The organism is Allobosea sp. 05T438, from assembly GCF_056396025.1.
Map to the genome: position 1 here is coordinate 144,185 of NZ_JBFTKQ010000005.1, position 26,360 is coordinate 170,544.

Below are 26,360 nucleotides of genomic sequence, written 5' to 3' on the forward strand. Positions count from 1 at the left end.
TGTCATCCGAAAACCGGTCCCCACTATTCGCTGCCGCGGACCTGCGGTTCGGCATCCTGCTCTGATGGCGCTCACCCCGGTCCCCGTCGCGCGCAAGGCGCTGCTCGACAGCATTCCAGGGCCGACCGGGGCCGAAACCCTGCCGCTCGCGCAATGCGCCTGGCGGGTGCTTGCCGGTGAGGTCAAGGCGCTCCGGACCCAGCCGCCCTTCGCCAATTCCGCCATGGACGGCTATGCCGTGCGCGGCGACGACATGGCGGCGGGCATCTCGCTCGCGGTGATCGGCGAATCCGCCGCTGGCCGGGCCTTCGAGGGCTCGGTCGGGCCGGGACAGGCCGTGCGCATCTTCACGGGCGCGCCAATGCCTGATGGCGCCGATACCGTCCTGATGCAGGAGGATGCCGACGGCGTCGACAGCCCGGCGATCCGCGTGCGGGTGCCGCCCGCCAAGGGCAAGTTCCTGCGCGCAGCCGGGCTGGATTTCCGCGAAGGCGACGTCCTGCTGCCCGCCGGGCGCGTGCTCGACAGCGCTGCGCTGGGCCTCGCCGCCGCGATGGGACATCCGACCTTGCCCGTCCGGCGCAAGCCGCGCGTCGCGATCCTTGCCACTGGCGACGAGTTGGTGGCTCCGGGCGAGCCGGTCGGGCGCGACCAGATCGTCGCCTCGAACTCCTTCTCGCTCGCTGCACTGGTCGAGAAGGCCGGCGGTGCCGTTCTCGATCTCGGCATCGCCCGCGACGACCACGCCGACCTCGCGGCCAAGATCGGCCAGGCGCGGGACGCCGACGCCGACGTCCTCGTCACGCTCGGCGGGGCCTCGGTCGGCGCGCATGACCTCGTGCAGGAGGCGCTGACGCGGGCCGGCATGTCGCTCGGCTTCTGGAAGATCGCGATGCGGCCGGGCAAACCCATGATGACCGGCCGACTCGGCCGCATGGTCGTGGTCGGCTTGCCCGGAAACCCGGTCTCCTCGATCGTCTGCGGCCATCTCTTTGTCCTGCCGCTGATCGAGGCTCTGCTCGGCATTGGGGAGGCCGACCGCGACCGCAGCATCCCCGCCCGCCTCGGCCGTGACATGCCGGCCAATGACGAGCGCGAGGACTATCTGCGCTCGGAGCTCGCACTGACGCCGGATGGCTGGGTGGCGACGCCCTTCGACCGGCAGGATTCCTCGATGCTCGGCACGCTGGCACGGGCGCAGGCATTGACGATCCGGCCTGCCCATGCCGCGCCGGCAAAAAAAGGCGACATCTGCCGCATCCTGCCGCTGCGCTAGATCACCGCTCATCCTGTCGGACGCGATCGTAGCGATCTGTATAGGGTTATCGCATCGGATCTGCCCGAAAAGTGGATTCCACTGTTCGCTTCGATGCCGGAGCCCGCTTGCGGAACACAAGTGGAACGCGTATGGTGTTCCTGCTTTGTTTCGAATCTAGCCTTCGAGAAGGCCGGCGGGGATCATGCTGACACGCAAGCAACACGAACTCCTGCGCTTCATTCAGGAACGCTTGCGTGAGAGCGGGGTGCCGCCCTCCTTCGACGAGATGAAGGATGCGCTCGATCTGCGCTCCAAGTCGGGCATCCACCGGCTGATCATGGCGCTAGAGGAGCGCGGCTTCATCCGTCGCCTGCCCAACCGGGCGCGTGCGCTCGAGATCATCAAGATGCCCGACGGGCTCGGCGCCCCGCAGCAGCGGCAGCGTTTCAACCCTGCGGTCGTCCAGGGCGGCCTCGGCTCGCAGCCGAATCTCACCAAGCCACGCCCTGCGTCCGATGAGGACAGCCGCTCCTCCATCGCGATCCCGGTCATGGGCCGCATCGCCGCCGGCACGCCGATCTCGGCGATCCAGAACCGTAGCCACACCGTCTCGCTGCCGCCCGACATGCTCGGCTCCGGCGAGCATTACGCGCTGGAAGTGCGTGGTGACTCGATGGTCGAAGCCGGCATCCTCGACGGCGACACCGTCATCATCCGCAAGCAGGATTCGGCCAATACCGGCGACATCGTCGTGGCGCTGATCGATGATGAGGAAGCGACGCTGAAGCGGCTGCGCAAGCGCGGCTCCTCGATCGCGCTCGAAGCCGCGAACCCTGCCTATGAGACGCGCGTGCTCGGGCCGGACCGGGTCAAGATCCAGGGCCGCCTCGTCAATCTGATGCGGCGCTACTGAAGGCGCTCGACCTCGGCTTCGCCGTCGGCGGAAGCCGGTGTCACACTCGGAGGCGCTGTCGAGGCTTGCGCAGGGCGCTGCTCACGGCGGCGGCTCCAAGGGCGGTCGGCAGCGTTCTGCTCCGAGACATGGCTGCTCCACCCCGATCCTGTTCGATAGAGCGAAGTCGCGCCGTCGCGCGATAACGCCATTCGCTCGATCAGCCGTGCCTTGCAGGTTCCGCTCCAGGGGATGGCGGTGACGACGAGGTCAGCCCGCATGCAGTCCTCGATAAGCGCCAACCTGTCGCGCGTGTAGGAAACGGTGCGCTGATCCGGCGTCCGTGCGACGCAGCCGAGCGCATCGCAGCTAATGCCGGCCCGCAGCGTCGGATCGTCCGGCGAACGGCGATCGCCATCAGCAGCGAGCCATTGCTGCAGCACGAAACGGCTCGGCTTGCCCGCAATCGCGAGGCGGCCATCCGGGCCCCGCACCGCCAGCCCCGAACCGTCGCGTTCGATCAGGATTTCCGGCCGCTCCGGCTTGCCGGCGATGGCCACGCCGAGCAGGAGCGGCAGCGCCGCCAGCCAGCGCCAGGGCGTGGTCCAGAGCGTCAGCCACAGCAGCGCCAGCACGAAGCAGGTCAGCACCGCCGGCCCGAAGGCTGCGATCATCACCGTGGAATGGTCGATGCTTGCGACCCAGTGCGCCACCTTGAGCACGACATCGGAAGCCAGCCCCATCAGCGCCCAGGCGGGCCAGTCCAGTCCGAAGGGGTAAGCCAGCACGCCGAAGACGGCCGCCGGCATGACGAAGAGCGAGACGAAGGGCAGCGCCATCGCATTGCCGAGCAGGCCGAAGGGATTGAAGGTCTGAAAATGATAGGCGCCGAAGGGCGCTGTCGCGGCCGTTGCCAGCAACGTGGTGACGACGATGCCGAGTGCCGCGGCCCAGACCGGCCCAAGCGGCCACGGCAAGCTGGGCGGCGGCTGGGAGCGCTTTCGGCTCTCCCAGCGTTCGGCAAAGGCGATCAATGCCGCGACGGCTCCGAAGGACATCTGGAAGCTCGGCCCGAGCAAGGCCTCCGGCTCGCGCAGGAGCACGATCATGGCCGCAAGCGCGAGATTGCGCATGCTCAGCGCCGCACGATCGACAAGGATCGCGCCGAGCATCACCAGCGTCATGATCAGCGAGCGCTCGGTCGCGACATCGCTGCCCGAGAAGATGCAGTAGGCGGTCGCGCCGAACATCGCTGCGGCCGCTGCGATCTTCTTGATCGGCCAGCGCAGCGCGGCGGTCTGGGAGAGCGCCAGCAGGGCGCGCACCAGCCAGAAGATCGTCCCGGCGGCGAGCACCATGTGCAGGCCGGAGATCGAAACGATGTGGTAGATGCCGGCGGCGCGCAGGTCGTTGTTCGTTGCCTCGGTGATCAGCCCGCGCTTTCCCGTAACGAGGGCGGCGGCGACCGCTCCACCCTGTCCGCCACCGCCTTCCGCGATGCGTTGGGTCAAGGCATTGCGCGCCCTGTCGATGGCGACATCGACGGCAAGACGCGTCGGCATCGGATGCGGCGATGGCACCAGGGCAATCTTGCCCGCGATGCTGCCGACTGCGCCAATGCCCCGGAAGAAGGCATCGCGACCGAAATCGTAGCCGCCGGCCCGTGCCGGCCCGGGCGGAGGCAGCAGCCGCGCCGTCGCGACGACATGATCGCCCGGCGCCACGGAACCGGCGCGGATATTGACGCGCACGCGCCTTGGGCGCTCGGCTGCCGGCATCCCGGCGAATTCCGTTACCAGCAGGACGATACGGGCGCCGCTGTCGCGTGCCTCGACGCTCTCGACGAAACCCGTCACCTTGCCGATTCGTTGACGCTCCAGCATCGGCGCCGCGACATCCGCCGTACGCCAGGCACCGGCGGCAAAACCCGCGAAGGCGGCGGCCACCGCCAGGGAGGCCATCGAGGCTAGCCGACGGGTTCGCAGCACGAACGCGAAGATCGCACTGAGCGCGAAGCCAGCCAGAGGCGCCCATAAAGCCGGCTCACGGTCGGCCKCGAAATAGAACAGGATGCCGGCACCCGTCGCCACGGGCAGCCACAGGAACGGACGGCGGCGCTCGGCCTCGAGTTCGAGCGCCTGACCGAACCGGGCCTGCCAGTCTTGCAGCCAGACTTCGAAGCGAACGGAGGTCAGCCAGCTTGGCAGCAGGCGCAGAGGCAAGGCCTCGGCTCGCGCGCCGCGCGGCTTGTCCTGCCCCGGCGGCCCCGGCTGCATTCTCCGCCCCTCCCCGCCGGCGCTGCGATTTGACCGCTTAACCTTTCCGGCCAAGCCATGTTACAGGGCGCGCGCCGGTTGTCATGTCATGACCTGCGCCATTTCCCTGTCTTGCCCCGGACGGCTCCCGCCGCCCGGTCGGAGTTGCCTTCCATGAGCAATGCCGTCGTCACGCGCTTTGCGCCCTCGCCCACCGGATTCCTGCATATCGGCGGAGCCCGCACAGCGCTGTTCAACTGGCTCTATGCCCGCCGCCAAGGCGGCAAGATGCTGCTGCGCATCGAAGACACCGACCGCGAACGCTCGACCGATGCCGCCATCGCAGCGATCCTCGACGGGCTGGAATGGCTCGGCCTCGATTGGGACGGGCAGACCGTCTATCAGTTCCAGCGCGCGGCGCGCCACCGCGAGGTGGCCGAGCAGATGCTCGCCGCCGGAAAGGCCTATTACTGCTACGCCAGCCCGGCCGAGCTCGAGGAGATGCGCGAAAAGGCACGAGCCGAGGGCAAGCCGCTGCGCTATGACGGCCGCTGGCGCGACCGCGACCCGTCGACCGCGCCGGACGGCGTCAAGCCCGTCATCCGCCTCAAGGCACCCCAGACCGGCGAGACGGTGGTGAACGACGAGGTGCAGGGCCGGGTCGTCTGGCAGAACGAGAATCTCGACGACCTCGTGCTGCTGCGCTCGGACGGCACGCCGACCTATATGCTCGCCGTCGTGGTCGACGACCACGACATGGGCGTGACCCATGTCATCCGCGGCGACGACCATCTCACCAACGCCGCCCGCCAGACCCAGATCTACGACGCGCTCGGCTGGGATGTGCCGAGCATGTCGCATATCCCGCTGATCCACGGGCCGGACGGCGCCAAGCTCTCGAAGCGCCACGGCGCGCTCGGCATCGATGCCTATCGCTCGATGGGCTACCTGCCGGCGGCCCTGCGCAACTATCTGGTGCGGCTGGGCTGGAGCCATGGCGACCAGGAGGTCTTCTCCACGCAGGAAATGATCGACGCCTTCAACCTCTCATCGATCGGCCGTTCACCGGCCCGCTTCGACTACGCCAAGCTCGAGAACCTCAACGGGCTCTACATGCGCCAGTCGAGCGACCGCGAACTCCTCGATGCGCTCAAGGTCATCCTGCCGGAGATCGGCCCGGCGCGCGGTATCGGCCAGACGCTGTCGCCGGAGCTAGAAGCGAAGTTCCTAGCAGCCATGCCCGGCCTCAAGGAGCGCGCCAAGACGCTGGTCGAGTTGCTCGACAGCGCCTTCTATCTCTATGCCCAGCGCCCGCTGCAGCTCGACGACAAGGCCAAGAGCCTGCTCGACGAAGCCGCGCGGCAGCGCCTGCCGAAGATCGCCGAGAAACTCGCCGCGGTCAGCGATTGGGCGCCTGCGCCGCTGGAGGCGGCCGTGCGCGCCTATGTCGAGGAGAGCGGCATCAAGCTCGGCCAGGCGGCGCAGCCGCTGCGCGCCGCGCTGACCGGCCGCGCCATGTCGCCCGGACTCTTCGACGTGATGGCCGTGCTCGGTCGCGACGAGACGCTGGCGCGGCTCGCCTACCAGGCCTGAGCTGTCGTAAATGGGGCATCGCCGCTGCCGGGCGGTGCCCCTCTTTCAGCTTTCAAGCTTGCGCACGCCGCCTCGCGGTGGCGGCGTGCTCGCTGCTCGCGCAGATATGATCCAGGCGCGGTTCCAATCGCCTTTCGGCTTGGTTGAATGCACTGGGCAAATGGTCTAGTGACGCGCAAGTGCGTTGCGCGGCCACACCGTGGCGGGGCACGAATATTGCTTGTATATCAGCCACATGGGTCTCCTTCCACCTCCCCTTCCGACATCATCCCGTCACATCGCGGGCCTCGGATGGGAAAAGGCTGGCGCGGAAGCGCCGGCGGATAGGCGAAACAGGTGCTGAACAGCAGCGAGCCTTGAAAGGATCGGTATCGATGAGCGGAAACACGAGCCAGCTCCAGGTCGGCGACAAGACCGTCGACATGGCGATCAAGCAAGGGTCGGTCGGCCCTGCCGTCATCGACATCGGCAAGCTCTACGCCCAGACGGGCATGTTCACCTACGACCCCGGCTTCACCTCGACGGCGAGCTGCGAGTCGCAGATCACCTATATCGACGGCGACCAGGGCGTGCTGCTCTATCGCGGCTATCCGATCGAGCAGCTCGCCGAGCACGGCGACTTCCTCGAGACATGCTATCTGCTGCTCTACGGGGAACTGCCGACCGCCGCGCAGAAGGCGGATTTCGACTACCGCGTCACGCGCCACACCATGGTGCATGAGCAGATGGCCCGCTTCTTCCAGGGCTTCCGCCGCGATGCCCACCCGATGGCTGTCATGGTCGGCTCCATCGGCGCGATGTCGGCCTTCTATCACGACTCCACCGACATCTCAGACCCGCATCAGCGCATGATCGCCTCGATGCGCATGATCGCGAAGGTGCCGACGCTGGCGGCGATGGCGTTCAAGTACACCGTTGGCCAGCCCTTCGTGTATCCGCTGAACTCGCTGGACTACACCTCGAACTTCCTGCGCATGTGCTTTGCGGTCCCGGCCGAGGAGTACAAGGTCAATCCGGTGCTGTCGCGCGCGCTCGACCGCATCTTCATCCTGCACGCCGACCACGAGCAGAACGCCTCGACCTCGACCGTGCGCCTCGCCGGATCCTCGGGCGCCAACCCCTTCGCCTGCATCGCGGCCGGCACGGCCTGCCTGTGGGGGCCCGCCCATGGCGGCGCCAATGAGGCGGCGCTCAAGATGCTCGAGGAGATCGGGACCGTCGACAACATCCCGAAATACATCGCCAAGGCCAAGGACAAGAACGATCCGTTCCGCCTGATGGGCTTCGGCCACCGGGTTTACAAGAACTACGACCCGCGCGCCAAGATCATGCAGAAGACCACGCATGAGGTGCTGAACGAACTCGGCATCAAGGACGACCCGTTGCTGGACGTCGCCATCGAGCTGGAGCGAATCGCGCTGCACGACGAGTACTTCATCGAGAAGAAGCTCTATCCGAACATCGACTTCTATTCGGGCATCACGCTGAAGGCGATGGGCTTCCCGACCTCGATGTTCACCGTGCTCTTCGCCGTCGCCCGCACCGTCGGCTGGATCGCGCAGTGGAAGGAGATGATCGAGGATCCGTCCCAGAAGATCGGCCGCCCGCGCCAGCTCTATACCGGCGCGCCGCAGCGCGATTACACGCCGATCGGCCGTCGCTGATCCCGGCGCAGCACGAACGCCAGCAAGGGCGCGGTGGTCTCCACCGCGTCCTTATTGTTTCGGAAGATTGATCAAAGCCGTGTGGGTGATCCGCGAGCGCGTCTGGGTAGAGTCGCGTCTTCCAACGGAGATCCGTGCATGACCGAAAACCATCTTCTCGACCGCCGCGCCTTCCTGATCGGCACCGGAGCCGCGAGCCTCGCCGCCACGCAGGCGCAGGCCCAGGCCGCTTACCCGTCCCGTCCGATCACGCTGGTCGTACCCTTCGCCGCCGGCGGCTCGACCGATATCGTCGCCCGCCTCGTCGGCCAGAAGATGAGCGAGCTGCTCGGTCAGAACGTGGTGATCGAGAACCGCGCCGGGGCCGGCGGCAATGTCGGCTCCACCGCCGTCGCCCGCGCCGCGCCGGACGGCTACACCCTCCTCCTCGGCACCATCTCGACCCATGCCCTCAACCCGGCGATCCTGAAGACCGTCACCTTCGACGCGGTGAAGGACTTCACCCCGATCTCGCTGCTCGCGATCGTTCCCAACGTGATGGTGGTGAACCCCAACTTCCCGGCCAAGACCGTGAAGGAAGTGCTGCAGGTGCTGAAGGACAATCCGGGCAAGTACTCTTATGCCTCCTCCGGCGTCGGCACGCCGCTGCACCTCTCCGGCGAGCTGTTCAAATCGCTCGGCGGCGTCCAGATGAACCATGTGCCCTATCGTGGCGCCGGCCCGGCGCTGAACGACGTCGTCTCGGGTGCGGTGCCGATCATGTTCGACAACCTGCCCTCTTCGGCCGGCTTCATCCGTAATGGCCAGCTTCGGGCGATCGGCGTCACCACCAAGGAGCGCGTTGCGTCCTTCCCGGACGTGCCGACCATCGCCGAGAGCGGCCTGCCGGGCTACGAGACCTATACCTGGAATGCGCTTTTCGGCCCGGCCAACCTGCCCCGCCCGATCGTCGAGAAGATCAACCAGGCCGCCAACCAGGCGCTCAAGGACGAGAACGTGAAGAAGAAGCTCAACGACGTCAGCGCCGACATCGTCGGATCCACGCCGGAGCAGCTCGGCGAGCACGTCAAGACCGAACTGGCCAAATGGGCTCCGATCGCCAAGGCGTCCGGCGCGGTCGTCGAATAAGCCGGCTTACAAACTCAAGCCTCGCGGCGAGCCTGCGAGGTGACCAACGCCAACGCCGCCTCGACGGCGTTGGCGGCCGGACTGGGCCCCGCCGAGCGCATGATGGTCTCAACCTCGGCGAAGGCGTCCAGCTGCGCCTGCCGTTCGGGCCCCTCGGCGAGCGCCGCCAGCAAATGCCGGCCCAAGGCCTCCGCCGTCGCATCATCCTGGATGAACTCCGGGACGACGTTCCGACCAAGGATCAGGTTCGGCAGGATCACGCTCGGCAGCTTGATGAGCCGCCGGGCCAGCACGGCCTCCCAGCCTGCCCCGCGATAGGCTGCTACCGTCGGCACGCCAGACAAGGCCAACTCGAGCGTCACGGTACCGGAGGCGGCCAGGGCCACGCGGGCTTCTCGGAAGGCGGCGAGCTTGGCGGCCTCGCCGCTGACGATCTCCGGCGCGACCGACCAGCGCGCCGCGGCCTCAGCGATCATCGGTTGGAGCCGCGCGACGGCCGGCAAAACGAAGCGCGCCCTGGGAACAGCCGCCGCGACCCGTGCGACCGCCTCGCCAAAAACCGGCATCAGATGATGGATTTCCGAGCGCCGGCTGCCGGGCAAGACCAGTACCTGCGGCTGCGCCGCATCATCCCGGGCACCTTGCTCGGCCAGGTTCGGCCGCAATTCGGCGAGACGCTCCATCAACGGATGGCCGACATAGATCGTCTGAGGACCGTGCAGCCGTGCGAGAGCAGCCGGTTCGAACGGCAGCAGCGCCAGGATACGATCGACATGCGGCGCCATGCGACGTGCCCGGCCGGAGCGCCAGGCCCAGACGCTCGGGCAAACCCAGTGCGCGATTGGGATATGAGGGGCCCGAGCCCGAACTTTCTTCGCCACGCGCAGGCAAAAATCCGGACTGTCGATCGTCAGCAGCAGATCGGGCTGAAAATCGGCAATCCCACGGGCAGCATCCTCCATCCGCCGCAGTAGCAGCGGCAGGCGCGCGATCACCGGGCCGAAGCCCATCACCGCGATGTCGGCTTGCGGAAAGAACGGCAACAGTCCCGCTTGCGGCAGACCATGATCGCCGACCCCGCGCAGCTCGATGGGGCGATCGCCCAACCGCTCGTGCAGGGCCGCCAGGAAGCGCAGCGCGAGCGCATCGCCTGAGGCCTCGCCCGCAATGATGGCGAGCTTGAAGGGTCGCATCAGGCGATGCCTTCGATGAACAGGCCGAGCTGATCCGCCTGCCGCCCAAGCGCCGCGCGGTCGCCGACCAACACCTCGCCCGCCTTGAGCCCGATGCCCGACAGGCCGGCGTCGGCGATGTTACGCAGGGTCTCCGGGCCGATGGCCGGCATATCGACGCGGAGATCCTGCCCCATCTTCGGGGCCTTCACGAGAACGCCATCGCCCTTGCCGATCTTGAGGCGTCCCCGCGCCACGAGATCGGCCACGCGCTTGATCATCGCGTCAGTGCCCTCGGCAGCTTCGATCGCGATGACCCGGTGGTCGGCAAGGATCGCCGCCTGGCCGACATCGAACGGCGACAGCGCCGCCAGCAGCGAGAACCCGCGCTCGAGCAGGGCCTGCTGCACGGGCGCAGCCTGCCTGCGGCCGAGCGCCCCGCGAGGCGCGGTCAGCTCCGGTGCGATGTCCGCCGGGCCGTGGACGCGGAAGCCCTGCTCCTCGAAGAAGCGGACGACACCACGCAAGAGATGGTCGTCGCCGCCCTGGAAGGCGCGGGCGAAGTAAGACAGATATTTCAAGGTCGAGGCTTCAGGCCGCAGCGCCCCGAAGCTGGGTCGCGGCAGGCTTCCCAGCATGACGATGTCGACGATGCTGCGTCGGCGCAGCTCGCCGAGCAGGCTGCCGAGCTGGCCGAGACGGTAACTCTGCACATCGGCATCGCCGAAAGCAGCTGGGTCGGCCGCGCCCTCCAGTGCCGCGATGAAGGGACGCTCGCCATGGTCGGCGAGGTTGCGGGCCAATCGGAGCGGGTACTCGCCGGCACCCGCGATCAGCACGAGCGGGCCGCGTGCGGCTCCMGCGGCGCTCACCGCTCCGTCGGAGCGACGTCGCGCGGCATGCAGAGCGCCTTGTCGCCACCTTCCCTGATGAAGTCCAGGATCTCGTGGACCAGAGGGTGCGAAGCGAACTCGGCCGCGACGTCCTCGACCCGTTCGGTCAAGGTTCCTTCATCGGCGAACAGCAGGCGGTAGGCGCGGCGCAGCTCGTGGATCTGCTCGCGCGTGAAGCCCCGGCGCTTGAGGCCGACGAGATTCAACCCGACGAGGTGGGCGGGGTTGTCGCGGATGGTGCCGAAGGGAATGACATCGCTCAACACCCCGGCGCCACCGCCGATGAAGGCATGATCGCCGATACGGATGAATTGCTGCAAACCGGCGCCGCCACCGACGATGACGAAGTTGCCGATCGTGACATGGCCGGCACACATCACGTTGTTGGAGAAGATGACGTTGCTGCCGAGACGGCTGTCATGGCCGACATGCGAGTTGGCCAGGAAGAAGCAGCGGTCACCGACGGAGGTCACCATCCCGCCGCCTTCCGTCCCCGGATTCATCGTAACGCCCTCACGGATCTGGCAATCCGCGCCGATGGTCAGCGTCGAGGGTTCTCCCCGGTACTTCACGTCCTGCGGCGGATGACCGATCGAGGCGAAGGGATAGATCCGCGTGCGCGGACCGATCGTGGTGCGGCCGGCGACGGAGACGTGGCTGACAAGTTCCACGCCCTCCCCCAGCACGACATCCGGCCCGACCGTGCAGAACGGTCCGATCCGGACCCCCGCACCGAACTGCGCCTTGGGGTCGACCACCGACATGGGATGGATGGAGGGGCTCATCGGGAGCTGGTCCTGATCTCGCAACACCGTGGCCTCAGACGACCATCGCCGAAATTTCGGCCTCGGCCACGAGCACGCCTTCCACCCGCGCCTCGCCGCGATAGAACCAGATGTTGCGCTTGCGGGCGAGCTTGGTGAGATGGAAGCGCAGCGTGTCGCCCGGGATGACCGGCTTGCGGAACTTGGCCTTGTCGATCGTCGTGAACAGGACCGTCTTGACCTCCTGCTCACCGACAGCCCGAGCATTGACAACCAGCACGCCGGCGGTCTGCGCCATGGCCTCGATCATCAGCACGCCCGGAAAAACCGGGCGCTCCGGGAAGTGGCCGGTGAACTGCGGCTCGTTGACGGTGACGTTCTTGATACCCACGCCGGAATCGTCGCCGTTGATCTCTACAACGCGGTCGACCAGCAGGAAAGGATAGCGGTGGGGGATGCTGGCCATGATCTTCTGGATGTCGATCACACCCAGCGTCGTCGTCGCCTCGCTCATCGTCTGTCTTCTCCTGGGCCCCGTCCCTGAGCGGCGGCTCGCATTCTCTTCAACATGGTCGACTGCGAAAACCGTTTCCGCAATCGGCAGCAATTCCAAAGCGTTCCGCCCGTTTGCCGGAAACAGGGCAGCTTCGGCAACAGAAATTTCTCAGCACTGCGAAAGAAAGAACCCGAGCTTGTGCGCCGCTATCCGGCAGCCTGGCTTCATTCCTCGGGCGTTTGGGATTTCCGGCCGCGCTTCGCAACCAGCGTCTTGAGCAAGGCACTCTCCCGCGCCCATGCCAGCGCCGGCTGAGCCGGATAGCCGCCATACCGCGAGCCGCGCGGAACATCGCCGGCGACACCGCTCTGAGCGGCGATCTGGGCACCAGCCCCGACCGTGAGATGTCCAGCCAGGCCGACCTGCCCGCCCAGCACGACGAAGTCCTCGAGCGTGGAGGAGCCGGCGAGGCCGGTCTGAGCACAGATCACACAATGGCGGCCGATGACGCAGTTGTGCCCGATCTGTACGAGGTTATCGATCTTCGTACCTTCGCCGATCACCGTATCGCGACTGGCGCCGCGGTCGATGCAGCTGTTGGCGCCGATCTCGACGTCATCCTGGATGATGACGCGGCCGACCTGCGGCACCTTCATATGCCCTTTCGGGCTCATGGCGAAGCCGAAGCCATCCTGCCCGATGCGGGCGCCCGGATGGATGATCACGCGGTTGCCGATCAGTGCGGACTGGATCGTGCTGCCTGCTCCGATCGAGCAATTGCGCCCGATCCGAACCTGCGGACCGATCACCGCATGCGACGCAACGACAGTGCCCGCCCCGACTTCCGCGCCGGGGCCGATGACGGCCCCCGGGTCGATCGTCACGCCGGGCTCGATAACCGCCGTGGCATGAACGATGGCGCCGGGCGCCACGCCTTGGGAAGCGAACACGGACTCCGGCCGCAAGGCCGTGGGAAAGCACCGCGCCAGAACCTTGGCGAAGGCATGATACGGCGCAGGCGAAACCAACGCGACCGTGCCCGCAGGAACGCGGTCGGCGAAGCGCGGCGAAACCAGGCACAGGCCCGCTTTCGTTGCCGCCAGCGCCTCGGTGTACTTGGGATTGTCCATATAGGCCACGTCGGACGGGCCGGCCATTTCCAGGGCCGCCGCCCCCTCGACGCGACGCGACGCGTCGGCGCCTGCGGGCAATTGCGAGCCCGAAATGCCTGCGACCTCGCTGAAATCGAGCGAGGTCGCGAAAGGAAAGAAGATGGGATCTGCCATGACTGGGTCCGGAGCGGGGCGCTGGGCCCCGCCGCGTCAGAAGCGGGTGCCGCCCGAGAAGCGGAAGGCCTGGAGACGATCGCCGCCGTACTTGCCGGCCAATCCGGTAGCCGGGTTCACGCCGTACTGACCGTCGTCCTTGGTCAGAGCATAGGCGTAGTCGAACCGGATCGGGCCAAGCGGCGACTGCCAGAGCAAGCTGACGCCGACCGACGAACGCAGGACGTTCTTGTCGCGAATACAAGCGATGTTGCTCTGCGCACCGCCGGTGACGACGTTGAACTGACGCGCCTCCGAACCCGCCGGGCAGTTGAAGACAACCGCCTTCGAACCGCCGTCGTAATTGAACAGCGTGCCGGCGTCGGCGAAGACCGCGCCCCGCAGACCGATATCGCGCGGCAGGCCGAAGATCGGGAACTGCACTTCGACGGTGCCGCCGAAATAGGTCGTGCCACCCACGGCGTTCGCGGTCGGGTCGTTCAGCACGTCGCGCGGCCCGATGCCGGACGGCGCGAAACCGCGAACCAGTGTCGGTCCGAGGAAGTAGTGGTCGACCATGCGCAGGTTGCCGCTGGTCGCCTGAACGTGGCCGCCCTGAACGCGGACGAAGCCGACGACGTCGTCGAAGATCTCGCGATAGTAGCGCGCATCGGCCGCGACACGGAGGAACTTGGAGTCGCCACCGAGGCCGGCGAATTCCGGCTTCAGCTCCGCGATGAAGCCGTTGCGCGGGCTCTGCACGCTGTCGAGCGAGTTGTAGTTGAAGTTCAGGCCGACGAGCGAAGTCAGGGTGTCGCCCTGCGCTTCCTTGACCGCCACCGTCGCTTCGCCGTTGGTCACGCAGTTGTAGATATCGGTGGGGCCGCCCGTCGGCGTAATGCCGGGGATCGGGTAGGTACAATCGTTATAGGGACGATTTGCCTCGTTCGGAATGGTGATATTGGTMTGGTAGAGCGAGTAGCGCGGCGTGATCGAGAACTCTTCCGTGATCGGGAAGGTGAAACGCACCTGACCACCGGTCACGCGGCTCTCGAAACGGCCGGTGTTGTAGTTGTCATTGTACTTCGAGAACAGATCGATACCGGCCGCCACGCGATAGCCCAGGAAATAGGGCTCGGTGAACGAGAAATCGATGCCCTGCGTGCGCTGGCCGACCGTGCCCGCGATGCGAACGAACTGACCGCGGCCGAGGAAGTTCGACTCCGACAGCGAGATTTCGCCGATGACACCGTCCGAGGTCGAATAACCGCCGGCGATCGAGAACGAACCGGTCGCCTTGTCCTCGACGTCGATGTTGAGGATGACACGATCCGGCGCCGAGCCGGGCTCGTTGGTGATCCGGACCTTGTTGAAGAAGCCGAGATTGTTGAGACGGCGCTCAGCGCGGTCGATCATCACCTTGTTGTAGGCGTCGCCCTCGCCGAGATCGAGCTCACGGCGAACCACATAGTCGCGGGTACGGGTGTTGCCGCGCACGTTGATGCGCTCCACATAGACCCGCGGCCCCTCGTCGACGACGTAGGTGATGCCGATCGTGCGGCCGGACGCGTCGCGATCGCCGCGCGGGCGGACCTGAGCGAAAGCATGGCCGCGACGAGCAACCTCGGTCGTCAGCGCAACCAGCGACTTCTCGACCGCCTCGGCATTGTAGGTATCGCCTGCCGACGTAGCGACGTAGCGCTGAAGCGCCGCCTGATCGACATCGCGCAGCGCGGAATCGACGGCAACGTTGCCGACCTTGTATTGCGGACCTTCCTCGATCTGGATGTCGACGACCCAACCGCCAGCCGCATCGTCGAAGCGAGCCGTGTTGTTGACGACCTGGAAGTCGGCAAAGCCGTTCTTCAGGTAGAAACGCCGAATGAGATCGAGGTCGGAGCTGATCCGGTCCGGATCGTAAACGTCGGAGGTCTTGATCCAGCTCAGGAAATTCGACTCGGTGGAGCTCATCAGGCCGCGCAGCCGGCTCGCCGAGTATGCCTCGTTGCCGCTGAAATTGATCGACTTGATGCCGGTCTTGCCGCTCTCGTTGATGGTGAAGACCACGTCCTGGCGACCATTCGGCAGCGGCGCGATACGGCCGCTGACCGAGGACAGGCCATAGCCGGCGCGGCGATAGGCCTCGCGCAGGCGCTGGATGTCGGAATCGATGAGCGCCTGGCTGAGCGGACCACCGGCGCGCGACTGCACCAGCGGCGCAAGCTGATCGCTCTTCAGGCGACGGTTACCCTCGAAAGCGACACGGTTGACCGTGCCGTTCTGCTCCTGGACCGTCACGACGGTCTGCGAACCGCGGCGGCTGACCTGAACATTGCTGAACAGGCCAGTGGCAAGAAGGCTCTCGCGAATCTCCTGGGGGTTCTCGCGCCCGGCGGCATAGGAGCGAATGGTCTCCGCATCGACGCGCCGATTGCCGTGGACGACCACAGCCTGCGCAAACGCCACACCACCACTCACGGCCAGCATCAAAGCCGAAAGTCCGATCGATCGAGAGAGCCGCAGTTTGGTCGGCCGGCTCTGTTGGGTCGACGTCATCGGGTCGCCTATTCCATATCTCTGGTCACCACCCCAAACGGGGACCGCCGTCAGACGACGGCAGCACGGGGACATTGCGGTTCAATCGCTTCTACAAAGTTTCCGGCAGGGTGCAAACCGGGATCATCGTTAACAAAAGATTTTTAACGACCTCGTTGCGGACGAGCCACGCGGCTTGCCGCGATTTTGCCCCAAAGCGCCACGGCGCCCGGATTTCAGAGCATTCCACGCACGTGGACAATGTCGTTCCAGGTCACGAACAACATCAGCATCAGCACCAGCGCAAGCCCCAGCCGGAAGCCGATCTCCTGCGCGCGGGGGCTCAGCGGGCGGCCGCGCAGCGCCTCGTACAGGTAAAACATCAGGTGGCCGCCATCGAGCATCGGCACCGGCAGAAGATTCATCAGCCCGATCGAAACGGACAGGATCGCCGCGAGATTGAGCAGTCCGAGCAAGCCGCCACTGGAAGCAACCAGGCCGGAAACCTGTGCGATCCGAATCGGCCCCGAGAGCTGGTCGGTGGATTCGCGCCCCTTCAGCAGCTTCGCGATATAGTCGTAGGTGCGGGTGACGACGAACCAGGTCTCGGCACCGCCCATCCGCAGGGAATCGATCGCGCCGAAGCGCTGCGTCGTCCAATCCTCGGGCTTCGGCGACGCCCTGACTCCGATGACGCCGATCCGCTGCGTCCCGACCGGCGTCTTGAGCTCGGACAGAGCCGGCGTGACCGGCAGATCCAGCGCACTGCCGTTGCGGTCCACTGTGACCGTCAGGCGCTCCTCCGGCCGGGAGGAGATGATGCGCTGCATTTCGGAGAAGCTGTCGACCTTGTGCCCGTCGATCGCAATGACGATGTCGCCGGCCTTGAGCCCGGCGCTCTCCGCAGCACTCCCCGCCACGACGGCATCGACGCGCGGGATCAGGACCTGCTTGCCGAACAGGAAGACCGTGCCCGCGAAGATCAGAATCGCCAGCAGGAAATTGGCGATCGGGCCGGCGGCGACAATGGCTGCGCGTTCGGCGATCGATTGTGCCGGAAGCGAACGGGCGCGCTCCTCCGGCGTCATTCGCCGGACGGCCGCGTCATCGGGGGCGCTCGCGGCATCGGCATCGCCCGAGAATTTCACATAGCCGCCGAGCGGAATCAGCGCGAAGCGCCAGCGCGTACCGTGGCGATCCGTGAAGCCGAACAACTCCCGCCCGAAACCGATAGAGAAAGTCTGCACGTCGACGCCGCACCAGCGGCCGACGAGAAAGTGCCCGAGCTCGTGAACGAAGACGACAAGCGTGAGAACGAACAGGAACGGCAGCAGATAGCCGAGCGCGAAATGCCCAGCATTCCAGAGTGACGCCGCAAATTCCATCGAGCTCTCCCGTTCCTCGTCCTTAGGTGGCAGTGAACGGCGCTTGCGACAAGAGCGAGGCGGCTCGGCGCCTGGAATCTTGGTCAACGGCCAGCGCGGCCGCGATATCGCGCGGGGCTTCTCTTGTCACAGGCATGGCCGCGCAGACCGCCTCGACGAGCGCGGGGATTCCGGTAAAGCGCAGCCGCCCGGCCAGAAACGCTGCGACGGCCACTTCATTTGCGGCGTTCAGCACAGCGGGCATGGCGCCCCCTTCGCGCAATGCGGCGATCGCAAGGCCAAGCGCCGGAAACCGGTCGAGATCCGGTCTCTCGAAACTCAGCGGTGCCGAGGTCGCCAAATCGAGGAACCGCGCCGGCGGCGCATCGAGGCGGCCATCGATGCCGAGACAATGGGCCGCAGCAACCCGCATATCCGGCAAGGCCATGCCCGCACTCACCGAGCCGTCCCGGAAAGTAACCAGCCCGTGGACGATCTGCTGGGGATGGACGAGCACGTCGAGCTGATCGGCTTCCAGCCCGAACAGGAAGCGGGCCTCGATCAGCTCGAGCCCCTTGTTCATCATGCTCGCGGAATCGACGGTGATCTTCGCGCCCATCGCATAATTTGGGTGCTTCAGCGCCTGCTCGGGTCCGGCCGCTGCGATCCGCTCCGCGCTCCAGGTCCGGAAAGGACCGCCGGACGCAGTCAGGGTCATGCTGTGGACCGCGGAGAGAGGCTCCGCCCCGAGAACCTGGAACAGCGCGTTGTGCTCGGAGTCGAGCGGCAACAAGCGGGCAGCGACCTGGGCCGCCCGGATCATGACGGCCTCGCCGGCACAAACGAGGCTCTCCTTGTTGGCGAGCGCGATCGTTCGACCGGGCAAGAGCGCAGCGAAAGTCGCCTCCAGCCCCGCCGCTCCTGAAATCGCGCTGACGACGATATCGGCAGGGCGCGCTACCGCCTCCAGCACGGCCGTTCGCCCTGCCCCGCTCGCAATACCCGTGCCCGTCAGCGCCTCCCGCAATGCCGGCCCGCCGGCCTCATCAGCCAATGCGGCGAAGGAAGCTCCCGTTTCGATCGCGACTTGCGCCAGCGCGGCCGCATCCTGCCCGCCGACAATCGTTCGGATCGCCAGCCGTTCCGGGTTTTCCGAGACGATGTCGCGGACCGAACGTCCGACGGAGCCGGTCGCTCCGAGAAGGGTCACAGTACGAAGCGGCATCGGCTCAGATGTTGAGATGGATCGCGAAAAGCGCAAGCCCGGCCAGTACGAGGACAGCCCAGTAGCCGTCGAGCCGGTCCAGAAAACCGCCATGCCCGGGGATCAGCTTGCTTGAATCCTTGGCATCGAAGCGGCGCTTCAGCGCGGACTCGAACAGATCGCCCGCCTGGCTGACAATCGATCCGGCCAGCGATGCGGCAATGACCGGGCCGGCTGCAGTCAGCCCTTCGAACACTGGCGACAGCCGCCAGACCAGATAACCCCCGATCGTCCCGGCCACCGCGCCTCCGATCGCACCGGACCAGGTCTTCTTCGGACTGACGCTCGGCATCAGCTTGGGACCGCCGAGGCTGCGCCCCGTAAAATAGGCGGCGATGTCCGTGAACCAGACCACCGCGAAGCTCCACAGGATAAGAGCAAGCCCGATGCCCGGCAGATCGCGCATGGCCGGCGTGACCAGCGCAAAGGCGAGCGCATAGGCGAGCCCGCAGAACTCCAGCGCGAGGCGAGAGCGCACGAAAGGCGTGGCCAGCGCACCCAGCAGCGCCGCCGCGGCCGCCGCGCCCGCCAGCGCAGCCGGGCTCGCAGGAGAGAAGGCCAGGGCGAGGCCGGCAACGACCACGCCGATGCCGGCCGGAACCGCATTGCCGCGGCTGACGATGGCCAGCCATTCATAGGCCACGACGCCGGCCACCAGGGTCCAGATCAGGCGAAACGGCCAGCCACCCCAGATCGTCACGAGCAGGATCAGCGCGGCGAGCACGAGCGCCGAGACGACCCGGAGCTTCAGCTCGCCCGGGCCCGGTCGCGGCGCAGCTGGAACAGGCTCATTCACGCGACGCCCACGCTGCGGCCGGCGGGAGCGGACACACCGCCGAAGCGGCGCTCGCGCTGCCGGTATTGCGCCAGAGCGTCCTCGAACACGGCGCGATCGAAATCCGGCCACAGCACCGGCACGAAGACGAACTCGGCATAGGCGGCCTGCCACAGCAGGAAGTTGGAGATGCGCGTCTCGCCCGAGGTGCGGATCACCAGCTCGGGATCCGGCAGGTCATGGGTATCGAGATGGCCGCCAATCGCAGCTTCGTCAATCGCGGCCGGGTCGATGCGCCCCGCCACCGCATCGGCGGCAAGGCGCCGCGCCACGCGCACGATCTCGTCGCGCGAGCCGTAGTTGAAGGCGATGACCAGAACCAGGCCGGTATTGGCGCGGGTGCTGGTCTCGGCATGCTCGACGAGCCGGCGCAGATCGGCGGCAAGGTTCTCGCGATTGCCGATGATGCGGACCCTGACATTGGCCGCCGACAGCTCCGCCAGATCCTTTTCGACGAAATGCTTGAGCAGCCCCATCAGGAAGGTAACTTCCGCATAGGGACGGCGCCAGTTCTCGGTCGAGAAGCTGTAGAGGGTCAGGACCGAGAGGCCGAGATCGCTGGCGTTGCGGACGGTGCGACGCAGCGCCTCAAGCCCGCGGCGATGGCCCTCCTGACGCGGCAGGCCGCGCATCTGCGCCCAGCGGCCATTGCCGTCCATGATGATGGCGACATGGGCCGGGTTGGGCACATCTGCCTCACGCTGACCGGATGACATGCGGATGTGCCTCGCTCGGCCGGAAGGGCGCAGGACAGATCCTGCGCTGGGGATCAGACGTGCAGGATTTCCTTTTCCTTCGCCGCGAGCGCCTGATCGATCTCGGCGATGTGCTGGTCCGTCGCCTTCTGGACAAGGTCGGAATTGCGGGCGGCATCGTCCTTGGTCATGTCGCCGTCCTTCTCCAGCTTCTTGACGACATCGATGCCGTCGCGGCGGACATGGCGCACCGAGACCTTGGCCTCCTCGGCATATTTATGCGCGACCTTGACCATCTCCTTGCGGCGCTGCTCGTTCAGCTCGGGGATGCGGATGCGCAGCACCTGGCCTTCCGTCTGCGGGTTGAGGCCGAGATCGGATTCGCGCACCGCCTTGTCGACGGCGTTGACCATCGAGCGGTCCCAGACCTGGACGCTGAGCAGGCGCGGCTCCGGCACAGAGACCGTGGCGAGCTGGCTGAGCGGGGTGCGGGCGCCATAGGCCTCGACCTGGATCGGGTCGAGCATGTTGGCAGAGGCGCGGCCGGAGCGCAGCGAGGCGAGGTCGCCCTTGAAGGACTGCACCGCACCGGCCATGCGGCGCTTGATGTCGGCGAGGTCGAACGTCGTCTGGGCCATTTCAATCGGGACCTTGCAGATAATCCAAAATCGGCGCGACCATGGCGGCGAGGCCGCGCAGGGTCAAGAATTACATGCTCGAACAGCATGTTCCCCCACGCCGGGCAAGGGGAAAGCGGCGGATCGAGCTGAATCGCGGTGAAGCGGCAGGACGGGCTGGTCCGCCGCCTCGGGATACATAGATCAGTCTAGAGGCTCGCAGCGCCGCAAGCCAGCACCGCCGGCAAAGAACCACGGAGAAAAACGTGCCCCGCCTGAACCGCATCGTCGAGACCGCGCTCTATGTCGACGACCTCGACCGCGCCCGCGACTTCTATGAAGGCAAGCTCGGCCTCGCGCCCCTGCTCAAGACGAAGACCCTGTTCGCCTATGATGTCGGTGGCGCGAGCGTGCTGCTGCTGTTCCTGCGCGGAGCATCGTTGCAGACCCAGAGCTTCGACAACGGGAGCATTCCGCCGCATGACGGCAGCGGCGCGCTGCACATCGCCTTCGCCATCGATGCCGAGGAGCTGGCCGCCTGGGAGGCGAAGCTGGATCAGCTCGGCATCGTGGTCGAGGGACGCATGCAATGGGAACGCGGCAGCAAGAGCCTCTATTTCCGCGACCCGGACGGGCACATGCTAGAACTGGCGACTCCCGGTCTCTGGCGGTCCTACTGAACGAGGAGGCCTCCGCTCAGGGCGTTACGTAGGTCGCCCTGCCCTCGCCGCGCAGCACGGCCGCGAGCGCCCCCGTCTCGGCAATCGAGAAGACGACGATGGTCAGGCTCGCATCGCGAGCGAGCGCGAAGGCGGCCGTGTCCATCACCTTGAGGTCGCGCCTGATCGCATCCTCATGGGTCAGCGTGTCGTAGCGGGTCGCAGCCGGATCCTTCTTCGGATCGGCACTGTAGACGCCGTCGACCTGCGTCGCCTTGAGCAGATGGCTGCAGCCGAGCTCCGCCGCGCGCAGGGCCGCGCCTGTGTCGGTGGTGAAGTACGGGTTGCCGGTGCCGCCGCCGAGGATAACGACCTTGCCATTGCTGAGATGGTCGAGCGCGCGCTTGCGGGCGTAGCTCTCGCAGAGCGACGGCATCGGCACCGCCGACATCGCGCGGGCCGGCGCGCCGGCGGCTTCGATCGCGTGCTCCAGAGCCAGCGCATTCATGACAGTGCCGAGCATGCCGATCGAATCGGCAGTCGTCCGATCGAGCCCCTTGTTGAGGCCCTGCACGCCGCGGAAGAAGTTGCCGCCACCGACGACGATGCCGATCTCGACACCCTCCCGCGAGGCGTGGGCGATGTCGGCGGCGAGCGCCGTCAGCGTGTGGCCATCGAGGCCGGAACCCTGCGGCCCCGCAAGGGCTTCGCCGGAGAGCTTCACGAGAACACGTTGGGGTCTCATCGATATCTCTCCGTCAGTTCTGGGCTGGCCGCGATTCGATGCGACCCCCTTCCTACAAAAAAGGCCGCGCAACGCGCGGCCTTTTTCGCATTCGTTCCCAGGCTTGTCAGCCCGTGGTGCCGCCGGCGGCTGCGACTTCGGCCGCGAAGTCCTGCTCTTCCTTCTCGATGCCCTCGCCAAGCGCGAAGCGGGCGAAGCCGGTGAGCTTGACCGGAGCGCCGACCTTGCCCTCGATCTCCTTGAGGACCTGCGAGACCGACTTCGAGCCGTCATGGATATAGGCCTGCTCCAGCAGGCAGTATTCCTTGGCGTAGCTCTTCAGGCCGCTCTCGGTGATCTTCTCGAGCACGTGAGCAGGCTTTCCGGCGTTCTTCTCGGCCAGGATCGCCTTCTCGCGCTCCAGAACCTCCGGGGCGACGGAAGCGAGGTCGAGCGCAACCGGGTTGGTCGCCGCGACATGCATGGCGAGCTGGCGGCCGAGCGTGGCGAGCTCATCCGAATTGCCGGTCGACTCCAGCGCGACGATAACGCCGATCTTGCCGAGGCCGTCGGCGATCGCGCCGTGGACATAGGAGCCGATCACGCCCGCGGAAACCTTGAGCGAGGAAACGCGGCGCAGCGTCATGTTCTCGCCGATGGTGGCGATGGCATTGGCGATCGCGTCCTGCACGGAGCCGCCGCCAGGATAGTGATGGCCGAGCAGCGCCTCGACATCGCCGCCACGCTCCAGCGCGACATCGGCGATGGTCTTGGCAAGTGCCTGGAATTCCGGGTTGCGGGCGACGAAGTCAGTCTCGGAATTGACCTCGACGACGACGCCTTCGTTGCCCTGCACGGCGACGGCGACGAGGCCCTCGGCGGCGACGCGGCCGGCCTTCTTGGCGGCCTTCGACAGGCCCTTGGCGCGCAGCCAGTCGACGGCGGCTTCCATGTTGCCGTCGGTAGCAGAAAGGGCGGTCTTACAATCCATCATGCCCGCGCCGGTCTTGTCGCGGAGTTCCTTCACGAGTGCGGCGGTGATCGCTGCCATCTGTCCTGTCCTTGCTGTCGTTGCGGCACAGGCCCGAGGGCCGGCCGCGGATCGGAATGTCCGGACGCCTTATGGGGCAACGCCGACGCTCCGTTTCCGGTCGTCGGCGCTGGTCGGCGTCAAATCGAGAGCCTGATTGCGACGCGCCGATGACGCGCCGCCATCATGCAGTCTGTATCAAGCGTCGGCGAGTTCGCGCGCCTGGGCAACCCAGCCCTCGCGCTCGATCTTGCCGCCGAGCTTGAGGTCGTGGTCGACCTTGGTCACGTCGGCCGGCGACATCGCCGCGATCTGCCAGAAGTGATAGATGCCGCCATCGTTCAGCTTCTGGACCGCGTCGGGGCCCATGCCGGAGAGCTTGGTCAGATCGTCCGGAGCGCCGCGCGGAGTGGTCAGCGTCTCGAAGGCCTGGCCCTCGCCGGCGACCGGCTCGAGAGCCTCTTCGACGACCGGAGCGGCCGAGGCGCCGAGGTCGATGCCCTGGTCGCCCGAGGCGCGGCCGATGCCGTCGATCGCCGCGCGGGCGATCAGATCGCAGTAGAGCTGGATGGCGCGGCCGGCGTCGTCATTGGCCGGGACCGGGAAGGTGATGCCGTCCGGATCCGAGTTCGAGTCGACGATCGCGGCGACCGGGATGCCGAGGCGCTGAGCCTCCTTGATCGCCAGCTGCTCCTTGTTGGTGTCGATCACGAAGATCATGTCGGGCGTGCCGCCCATGTCCTTGATGCCGCCGAGCGCCTTCTCGAGCTTGTCGCGCTCGCGCGCCAGCATCAGGCGCTCCTTCTTGGTCAGGCCGCTGCCGCCGCCGTTGAGCATCTCGTCGACCTTGCGCAGGCGCTGGATCGAAGCCGAGATGGTCTTCCAGTTGGTCAGCATGCCGCCGAGCCAGCGGGAGTTGACGTAGTACTGGGCCGAGCGCTTGGCCGCATCGGCGATCGAGTCCTGCGCCTGACGCTTGGTGCCGACGAAGAGGACGCGGCCGCCGCGGGCGACGGTGTCCGAGACCGCCTGCAGGGCGCGATGCAGCATCGGCACCGACTGCGACAGGTCGAGGATGTGGATGTTGTTGCGGACGCCGAAGATGAACGGCGACATCTTCGGGTTCCAGCGGTGGGACTGGTGGCCGAAGTGGGCACCGGCCTCAAGGAGCTGGCGCATGGAGAAATCAGGCAGAGCCATGGTATTCTTGTCCTTCCGGTTGAGCCTCTGGAGCGCGAATGAACAGGCATGAGCTGCCGCGTCACCGGAACGCCTCGTAGGAAAGAGGCGATACGCTCCATGTGGGATGGGCTGCGCCTTACTAGGGATGGCGCCGCATTGCAAGTCGCCGAGCCAAGAAAGGCCGGTTCGACTTGTGAAAATCCCGCGCGAACGACGCGCGGGACGATTGATCGGTTACTCCGGTGCGGGCGGGAGGCCCCGGCCCGTCGTCACTGCGGCAGCTTGGCGCCCACCTGCTTCACGAGATCGCCAATCTGCTTGCAATAGGCGGCCGGCGTGCCGTTCTGCGCCTTCGCGATCACTTCGATGTTCTGCTCCATGCCCATGGCCGAGATCGTGCCCTTGCGGCCTGCGGCCTCCGCGGCGTCGCCGCCGCTTGCGTCGGCCGGCGCGGGGATGAGAGCGATCAGCTTCTTCTGCACCTCGACAGCGGAACCGTCGATATGGCCCTTCTCGGCGCAATAGCCGAGAATGCCGAGCTGATTGCGGGCGGCCTGATAGGCGACTTTCAACTGGTCTGCCTGCGTCTGGGCGAAGGAGGCGGACGACAGAACCGCGACGGCTGACGCGGCGATCAACGACTTATAAAAGATCATATTGGATATCCTCGGGCTATTATGATCCCAAGCATGCCACCATGCTCGCCCCCCAAGCGCATTCTGACTAGCCTCTGCGTCCAGCTTCCTCAACCTGCGACAATGCAGGCCCGGCAGGACGGCGACAGCGGGCATGGACAGCGGCGCCCCCTCGCCCTCCTCTTGCTCGGCCGTCCTTCGCAGCGCACAGAGACGCCGGTCGCGCTCGCTCCGCGTCTGCGAAACGGACCGGCACGGGCATGATTCTCGACCTCAGGACGATCTTCGTTACCGGTGCGCTGACCTGCTTCATCATCGGTGTGATGCAGCTGATGACCTTTGCCACCGGGCGCTTCAGCCGCAGCCCCGTCTGGTGGGGAACAAGCAGCCTTTGCATCGGAACGGGCCTCCTCGGCGCGGCGTTCCGCGACGCTATTCCGGACCTGATCTCGATCGAGTTTGCCAATACGGCGATGCTGGCCGGCTGCCTGCTGCTGCTGTTTGGGATCCGCCATTTCGGCGGGCGCGAGTTGCACTGGTTCGGCTTCGGGATCACCCTCCTCGCAGTCTGGATCCTGCTTTCGCTTTCGCCGGGCGAGCAGGGTTATGCGACACGGGTCATAATCGTTGCAGGCGTGATGGCATTCTGCGACGCCGCAATCGTGCGGGAAGCCATTCGCCTCGGATTGCAGGAGAAGCTGCGCTCGGCCTGGCTGCTTGCGGCGCTGTTTGCTCCGACAGTCCTAATCTATGTCGGGCGCATCGGGTTGGCGGCGTTTGATCGCGTCGGCACGACGCTCTTTCCGCGCGACGCCGGAGCGAATGCCTGGCTCGCGGCGACCGGCGTCGCCTTCATCATCCTGCGCGGCCAGGCGCTGCTGTTGCTCGCCACCGAACGCTCCAACCGTATGCTGGCGTCGCTTGCCCGGCGCGACCCCCTGACCGGCGCGATGAACCGCTCCGGTGTCGAGCAATGGCTCGACCAACAGGTCCGCGGGCGGCAACGGGGCGAAGTGCGGGTCTCAGTCCTTCTCGTGGACATCGACCACTTCAAGGCGCTGAACGACACGCGCGGCCATGCGGCGGGCGACGAAATCCTGCGGGTCTTCGCCCATGCCGTGCGGGGTCAATTGCGCAGCGACGACATCCTCGCCCGGCAGGGTGGCGACGAATTTGCGGTCATCCTCCCCGGCGTCGGCGTGCGCGAGGCCGTCCGGGTGGCCGAACGGATTCGCGGTGTCTTCAAGGATGCGCTGGCCGGGGCCAACGACCTGGCGGGTCCGCCGACGCTCAGCATCGGCGTCGCCGAAACCGACCTGCGCACCAGCAACCTCGACCAGCTGCTGGCTGAGGCCGACGAAGCGCTCTACCGGGCCAAGCGCCTCGGCCGCGACCGTGTCCAGGCGCAGCTCAAATTGGCCGAAGCCTGAGTACCTGGCC

Annotated in this window: 23 protein-coding genes; 7 read left to right on the forward strand and 16 right to left on the reverse strand. The window is 66.5% G+C overall.

The annotated features are described in order from the left end of the window. Positions 1-64 precede the first annotated feature (64 nt). A complete protein-coding gene (locus tag AC1DIN_RS13275) occupies positions 65-1,276 on the forward strand; it encodes a molybdopterin molybdotransferase MoeA (protein ID WP_476810158.1) in 1,212 nt (403 codons plus the stop codon). A 184-nt stretch (positions 1,277-1,460) separates the two neighbouring features. Then, positions 1,461-2,171: a transcriptional repressor LexA gene (gene lexA, locus AC1DIN_RS13280; RefSeq protein ID WP_476810159.1), complete on the forward strand. Its 711-nt coding sequence runs from the start codon at positions 1,461-1,463 to the stop codon at positions 2,169-2,171. Here lexA and AC1DIN_RS13285 read toward each other — a convergent pair. Beyond that, entirely contained in the window at positions 2,165-4,426 is a 2,262-nt protein-coding gene (locus tag AC1DIN_RS13285) for a ComEC/Rec2 family competence protein (protein WP_476810160.1), read from the reverse strand. The genes lexA and AC1DIN_RS13285 overlap by 7 nt on opposite strands. Positions 4,427-4,579: 153 nt before the next feature. Between AC1DIN_RS13285 and gltX the strand changes: the two genes are divergently transcribed. The 3 genes from gltX to AC1DIN_RS13300 all read left to right on the forward strand — a co-directional run bounded on the left by gltX (position 4,580) and on the right by AC1DIN_RS13300 (position 8,790). Then, positions 4,580-5,998 carry a glutamate--tRNA ligase gene (gltX, locus tag AC1DIN_RS13290; RefSeq protein WP_476810161.1) on the forward strand — a complete coding sequence of 473 codons (1,419 nt, stop codon included), beginning with the start codon at positions 4,580-4,582 and terminating at the stop codon, positions 5,996-5,998. A gap of 374 nt (positions 5,999-6,372) precedes the next feature. Further along, positions 6,373-7,662: a citrate synthase gene (gene gltA / locus AC1DIN_RS13295; protein ID WP_441470548.1), complete on the forward strand. Its 1,290-nt coding sequence runs from the start codon at positions 6,373-6,375 to the stop codon at positions 7,660-7,662. Between the two features lie 138 nt (positions 7,663-7,800). Beyond that, positions 7,801-8,790: a Bug family tripartite tricarboxylate transporter substrate binding protein gene (locus AC1DIN_RS13300; RefSeq protein ID WP_476810162.1), complete on the forward strand. Its 990-nt coding sequence runs from the start codon at positions 7,801-7,803 to the stop codon at positions 8,788-8,790. A gap of 14 nt (positions 8,791-8,804) precedes the next feature. Here the strand turns inward: AC1DIN_RS13300 and lpxB are convergent, their stop codons facing one another. From lpxB to frr, 11 genes are all read right to left on the reverse strand, one after another. Further along, complete coding sequence (lpxB, locus tag AC1DIN_RS13305; RefSeq protein WP_476810163.1) at positions 8,805-9,983, reverse strand: lipid-A-disaccharide synthase; 1,179 nt, start codon at positions 9,981-9,983, stop codon at positions 8,805-8,807. Next, positions 9,983-10,834: an LpxI family protein gene (locus AC1DIN_RS13310; RefSeq protein ID WP_476810164.1), complete on the reverse strand. Its 852-nt coding sequence runs from the start codon at positions 10,832-10,834 to the stop codon at positions 9,983-9,985. Before AC1DIN_RS13310 ends, lpxB begins: the two co-directional genes overlap by 1 nt. Beyond that, on the reverse strand, positions 10,831-11,640 hold the full coding sequence (lpxA, locus tag AC1DIN_RS13315) for an acyl-ACP--UDP-N-acetylglucosamine O-acyltransferase (protein ID WP_476810165.1): 810 nt from the start codon (positions 11,638-11,640) through the stop codon (positions 10,831-10,833). The genes AC1DIN_RS13310 and lpxA overlap by 4 nt, the downstream gene beginning before the upstream one ends. Before the next feature lie 34 nt (positions 11,641-11,674). Then, positions 11,675-12,133: a 3-hydroxyacyl-ACP dehydratase FabZ gene (gene fabZ / locus AC1DIN_RS13320; RefSeq protein WP_441470553.1), complete on the reverse strand. Its 459-nt coding sequence runs from the start codon at positions 12,131-12,133 to the stop codon at positions 11,675-11,677. A gap of 206 nt (positions 12,134-12,339) precedes the next feature. Further along, positions 12,340-13,401, reverse strand: coding sequence for a UDP-3-O-(3-hydroxymyristoyl)glucosamine N-acyltransferase (lpxD, locus tag AC1DIN_RS13325; protein WP_441470554.1), 1,062 nt, complete (start codon positions 13,399-13,401; stop codon positions 12,340-12,342). 36 nt (positions 13,402-13,437) lie between these two features. After that, positions 13,438-15,936 (reverse strand): outer membrane protein assembly factor BamA, encoded by a 2,499-nt coding sequence (gene bamA, locus AC1DIN_RS13330; protein ID WP_476810166.1) that lies wholly within the window; start codon positions 15,934-15,936, stop codon positions 13,438-13,440. Positions 15,937-16,151: 215 nt separating this feature from the next. Further along, entirely contained in the window at positions 16,152-17,300 is a 1,149-nt protein-coding gene (gene rseP, locus AC1DIN_RS13335; RefSeq protein ID WP_441470556.1) for an RIP metalloprotease RseP, read from the reverse strand. A gap of 22 nt (positions 17,301-17,322) precedes the next feature. Beyond that, the gene (gene dxr, locus AC1DIN_RS13340) at positions 17,323-18,504 is read right to left on the reverse strand and encodes a 1-deoxy-D-xylulose-5-phosphate reductoisomerase (protein WP_476810167.1); all 1,182 of its coding nucleotides are present in this window, start codon (positions 18,502-18,504) and stop codon (positions 17,323-17,325) included. 4 nt (positions 18,505-18,508) lie between these two features. Beyond that, entirely contained in the window at positions 18,509-19,339 is an 831-nt protein-coding gene (locus AC1DIN_RS13345; protein WP_441470558.1) for a phosphatidate cytidylyltransferase, read from the reverse strand. Further along, positions 19,336-20,094, reverse strand: a complete 759-nt coding sequence (locus AC1DIN_RS13350; RefSeq protein ID WP_476810168.1) for an isoprenyl transferase — start codon at positions 20,092-20,094, stop codon at positions 19,336-19,338. The genes AC1DIN_RS13345 and AC1DIN_RS13350 overlap by 4 nt, the downstream gene beginning before the upstream one ends. A 53-nt stretch (positions 20,095-20,147) precedes the next feature. Next, on the reverse strand, positions 20,148-20,711 hold the full coding sequence (gene frr / locus AC1DIN_RS13355) for a ribosome recycling factor (protein WP_441470560.1): 564 nt from the start codon (positions 20,709-20,711) through the stop codon (positions 20,148-20,150). Between the two features lie 245 nt (positions 20,712-20,956). Between frr and AC1DIN_RS13360 the strand changes: the two genes are divergently transcribed. After that, positions 20,957-21,370: a VOC family protein gene (locus AC1DIN_RS13360; protein ID WP_476810169.1), complete on the forward strand. Its 414-nt coding sequence runs from the start codon at positions 20,957-20,959 to the stop codon at positions 21,368-21,370. A gap of 16 nt (positions 21,371-21,386) precedes the next feature. Here AC1DIN_RS13360 and pyrH read toward each other — a convergent pair whose 3' ends face one another. From pyrH to AC1DIN_RS13380, 4 genes are all read right to left on the reverse strand, one after another. Beyond that, positions 21,387-22,094, reverse strand: coding sequence for a UMP kinase (gene pyrH, locus AC1DIN_RS13365; protein ID WP_441470562.1), 708 nt, complete (start codon positions 22,092-22,094; stop codon positions 21,387-21,389). Between the two features lie 106 nt (positions 22,095-22,200). Further along, the gene (gene tsf / locus AC1DIN_RS13370; protein WP_476810170.1) at positions 22,201-23,124 is read right to left on the reverse strand and encodes a translation elongation factor Ts; all 924 of its coding nucleotides are present in this window, start codon (positions 23,122-23,124) and stop codon (positions 22,201-22,203) included. Between the two features lie 177 nt (positions 23,125-23,301). After that, on the reverse strand, positions 23,302-24,303 hold the full coding sequence (locus AC1DIN_RS13375; protein ID WP_441470564.1) for a 30S ribosomal protein S2: 1,002 nt from the start codon (positions 24,301-24,303) through the stop codon (positions 23,302-23,304). A 251-nt stretch (positions 24,304-24,554) separates the two neighbouring features. After that, entirely contained in the window at positions 24,555-24,941 is a 387-nt protein-coding gene (locus tag AC1DIN_RS13380; protein WP_476810171.1) for a pore-forming ESAT-6 family protein, read from the reverse strand. A 239-nt stretch (positions 24,942-25,180) separates the two neighbouring features. Between AC1DIN_RS13380 and AC1DIN_RS13385 the strand changes: the two genes are divergently transcribed. Further along, positions 25,181-26,350, forward strand: a complete 1,170-nt coding sequence (locus AC1DIN_RS13385; protein WP_476810172.1) for a GGDEF domain-containing protein — start codon at positions 25,181-25,183, stop codon at positions 26,348-26,350. The last annotated feature ends 10 nt before the right edge of the window (positions 26,351-26,360 follow it).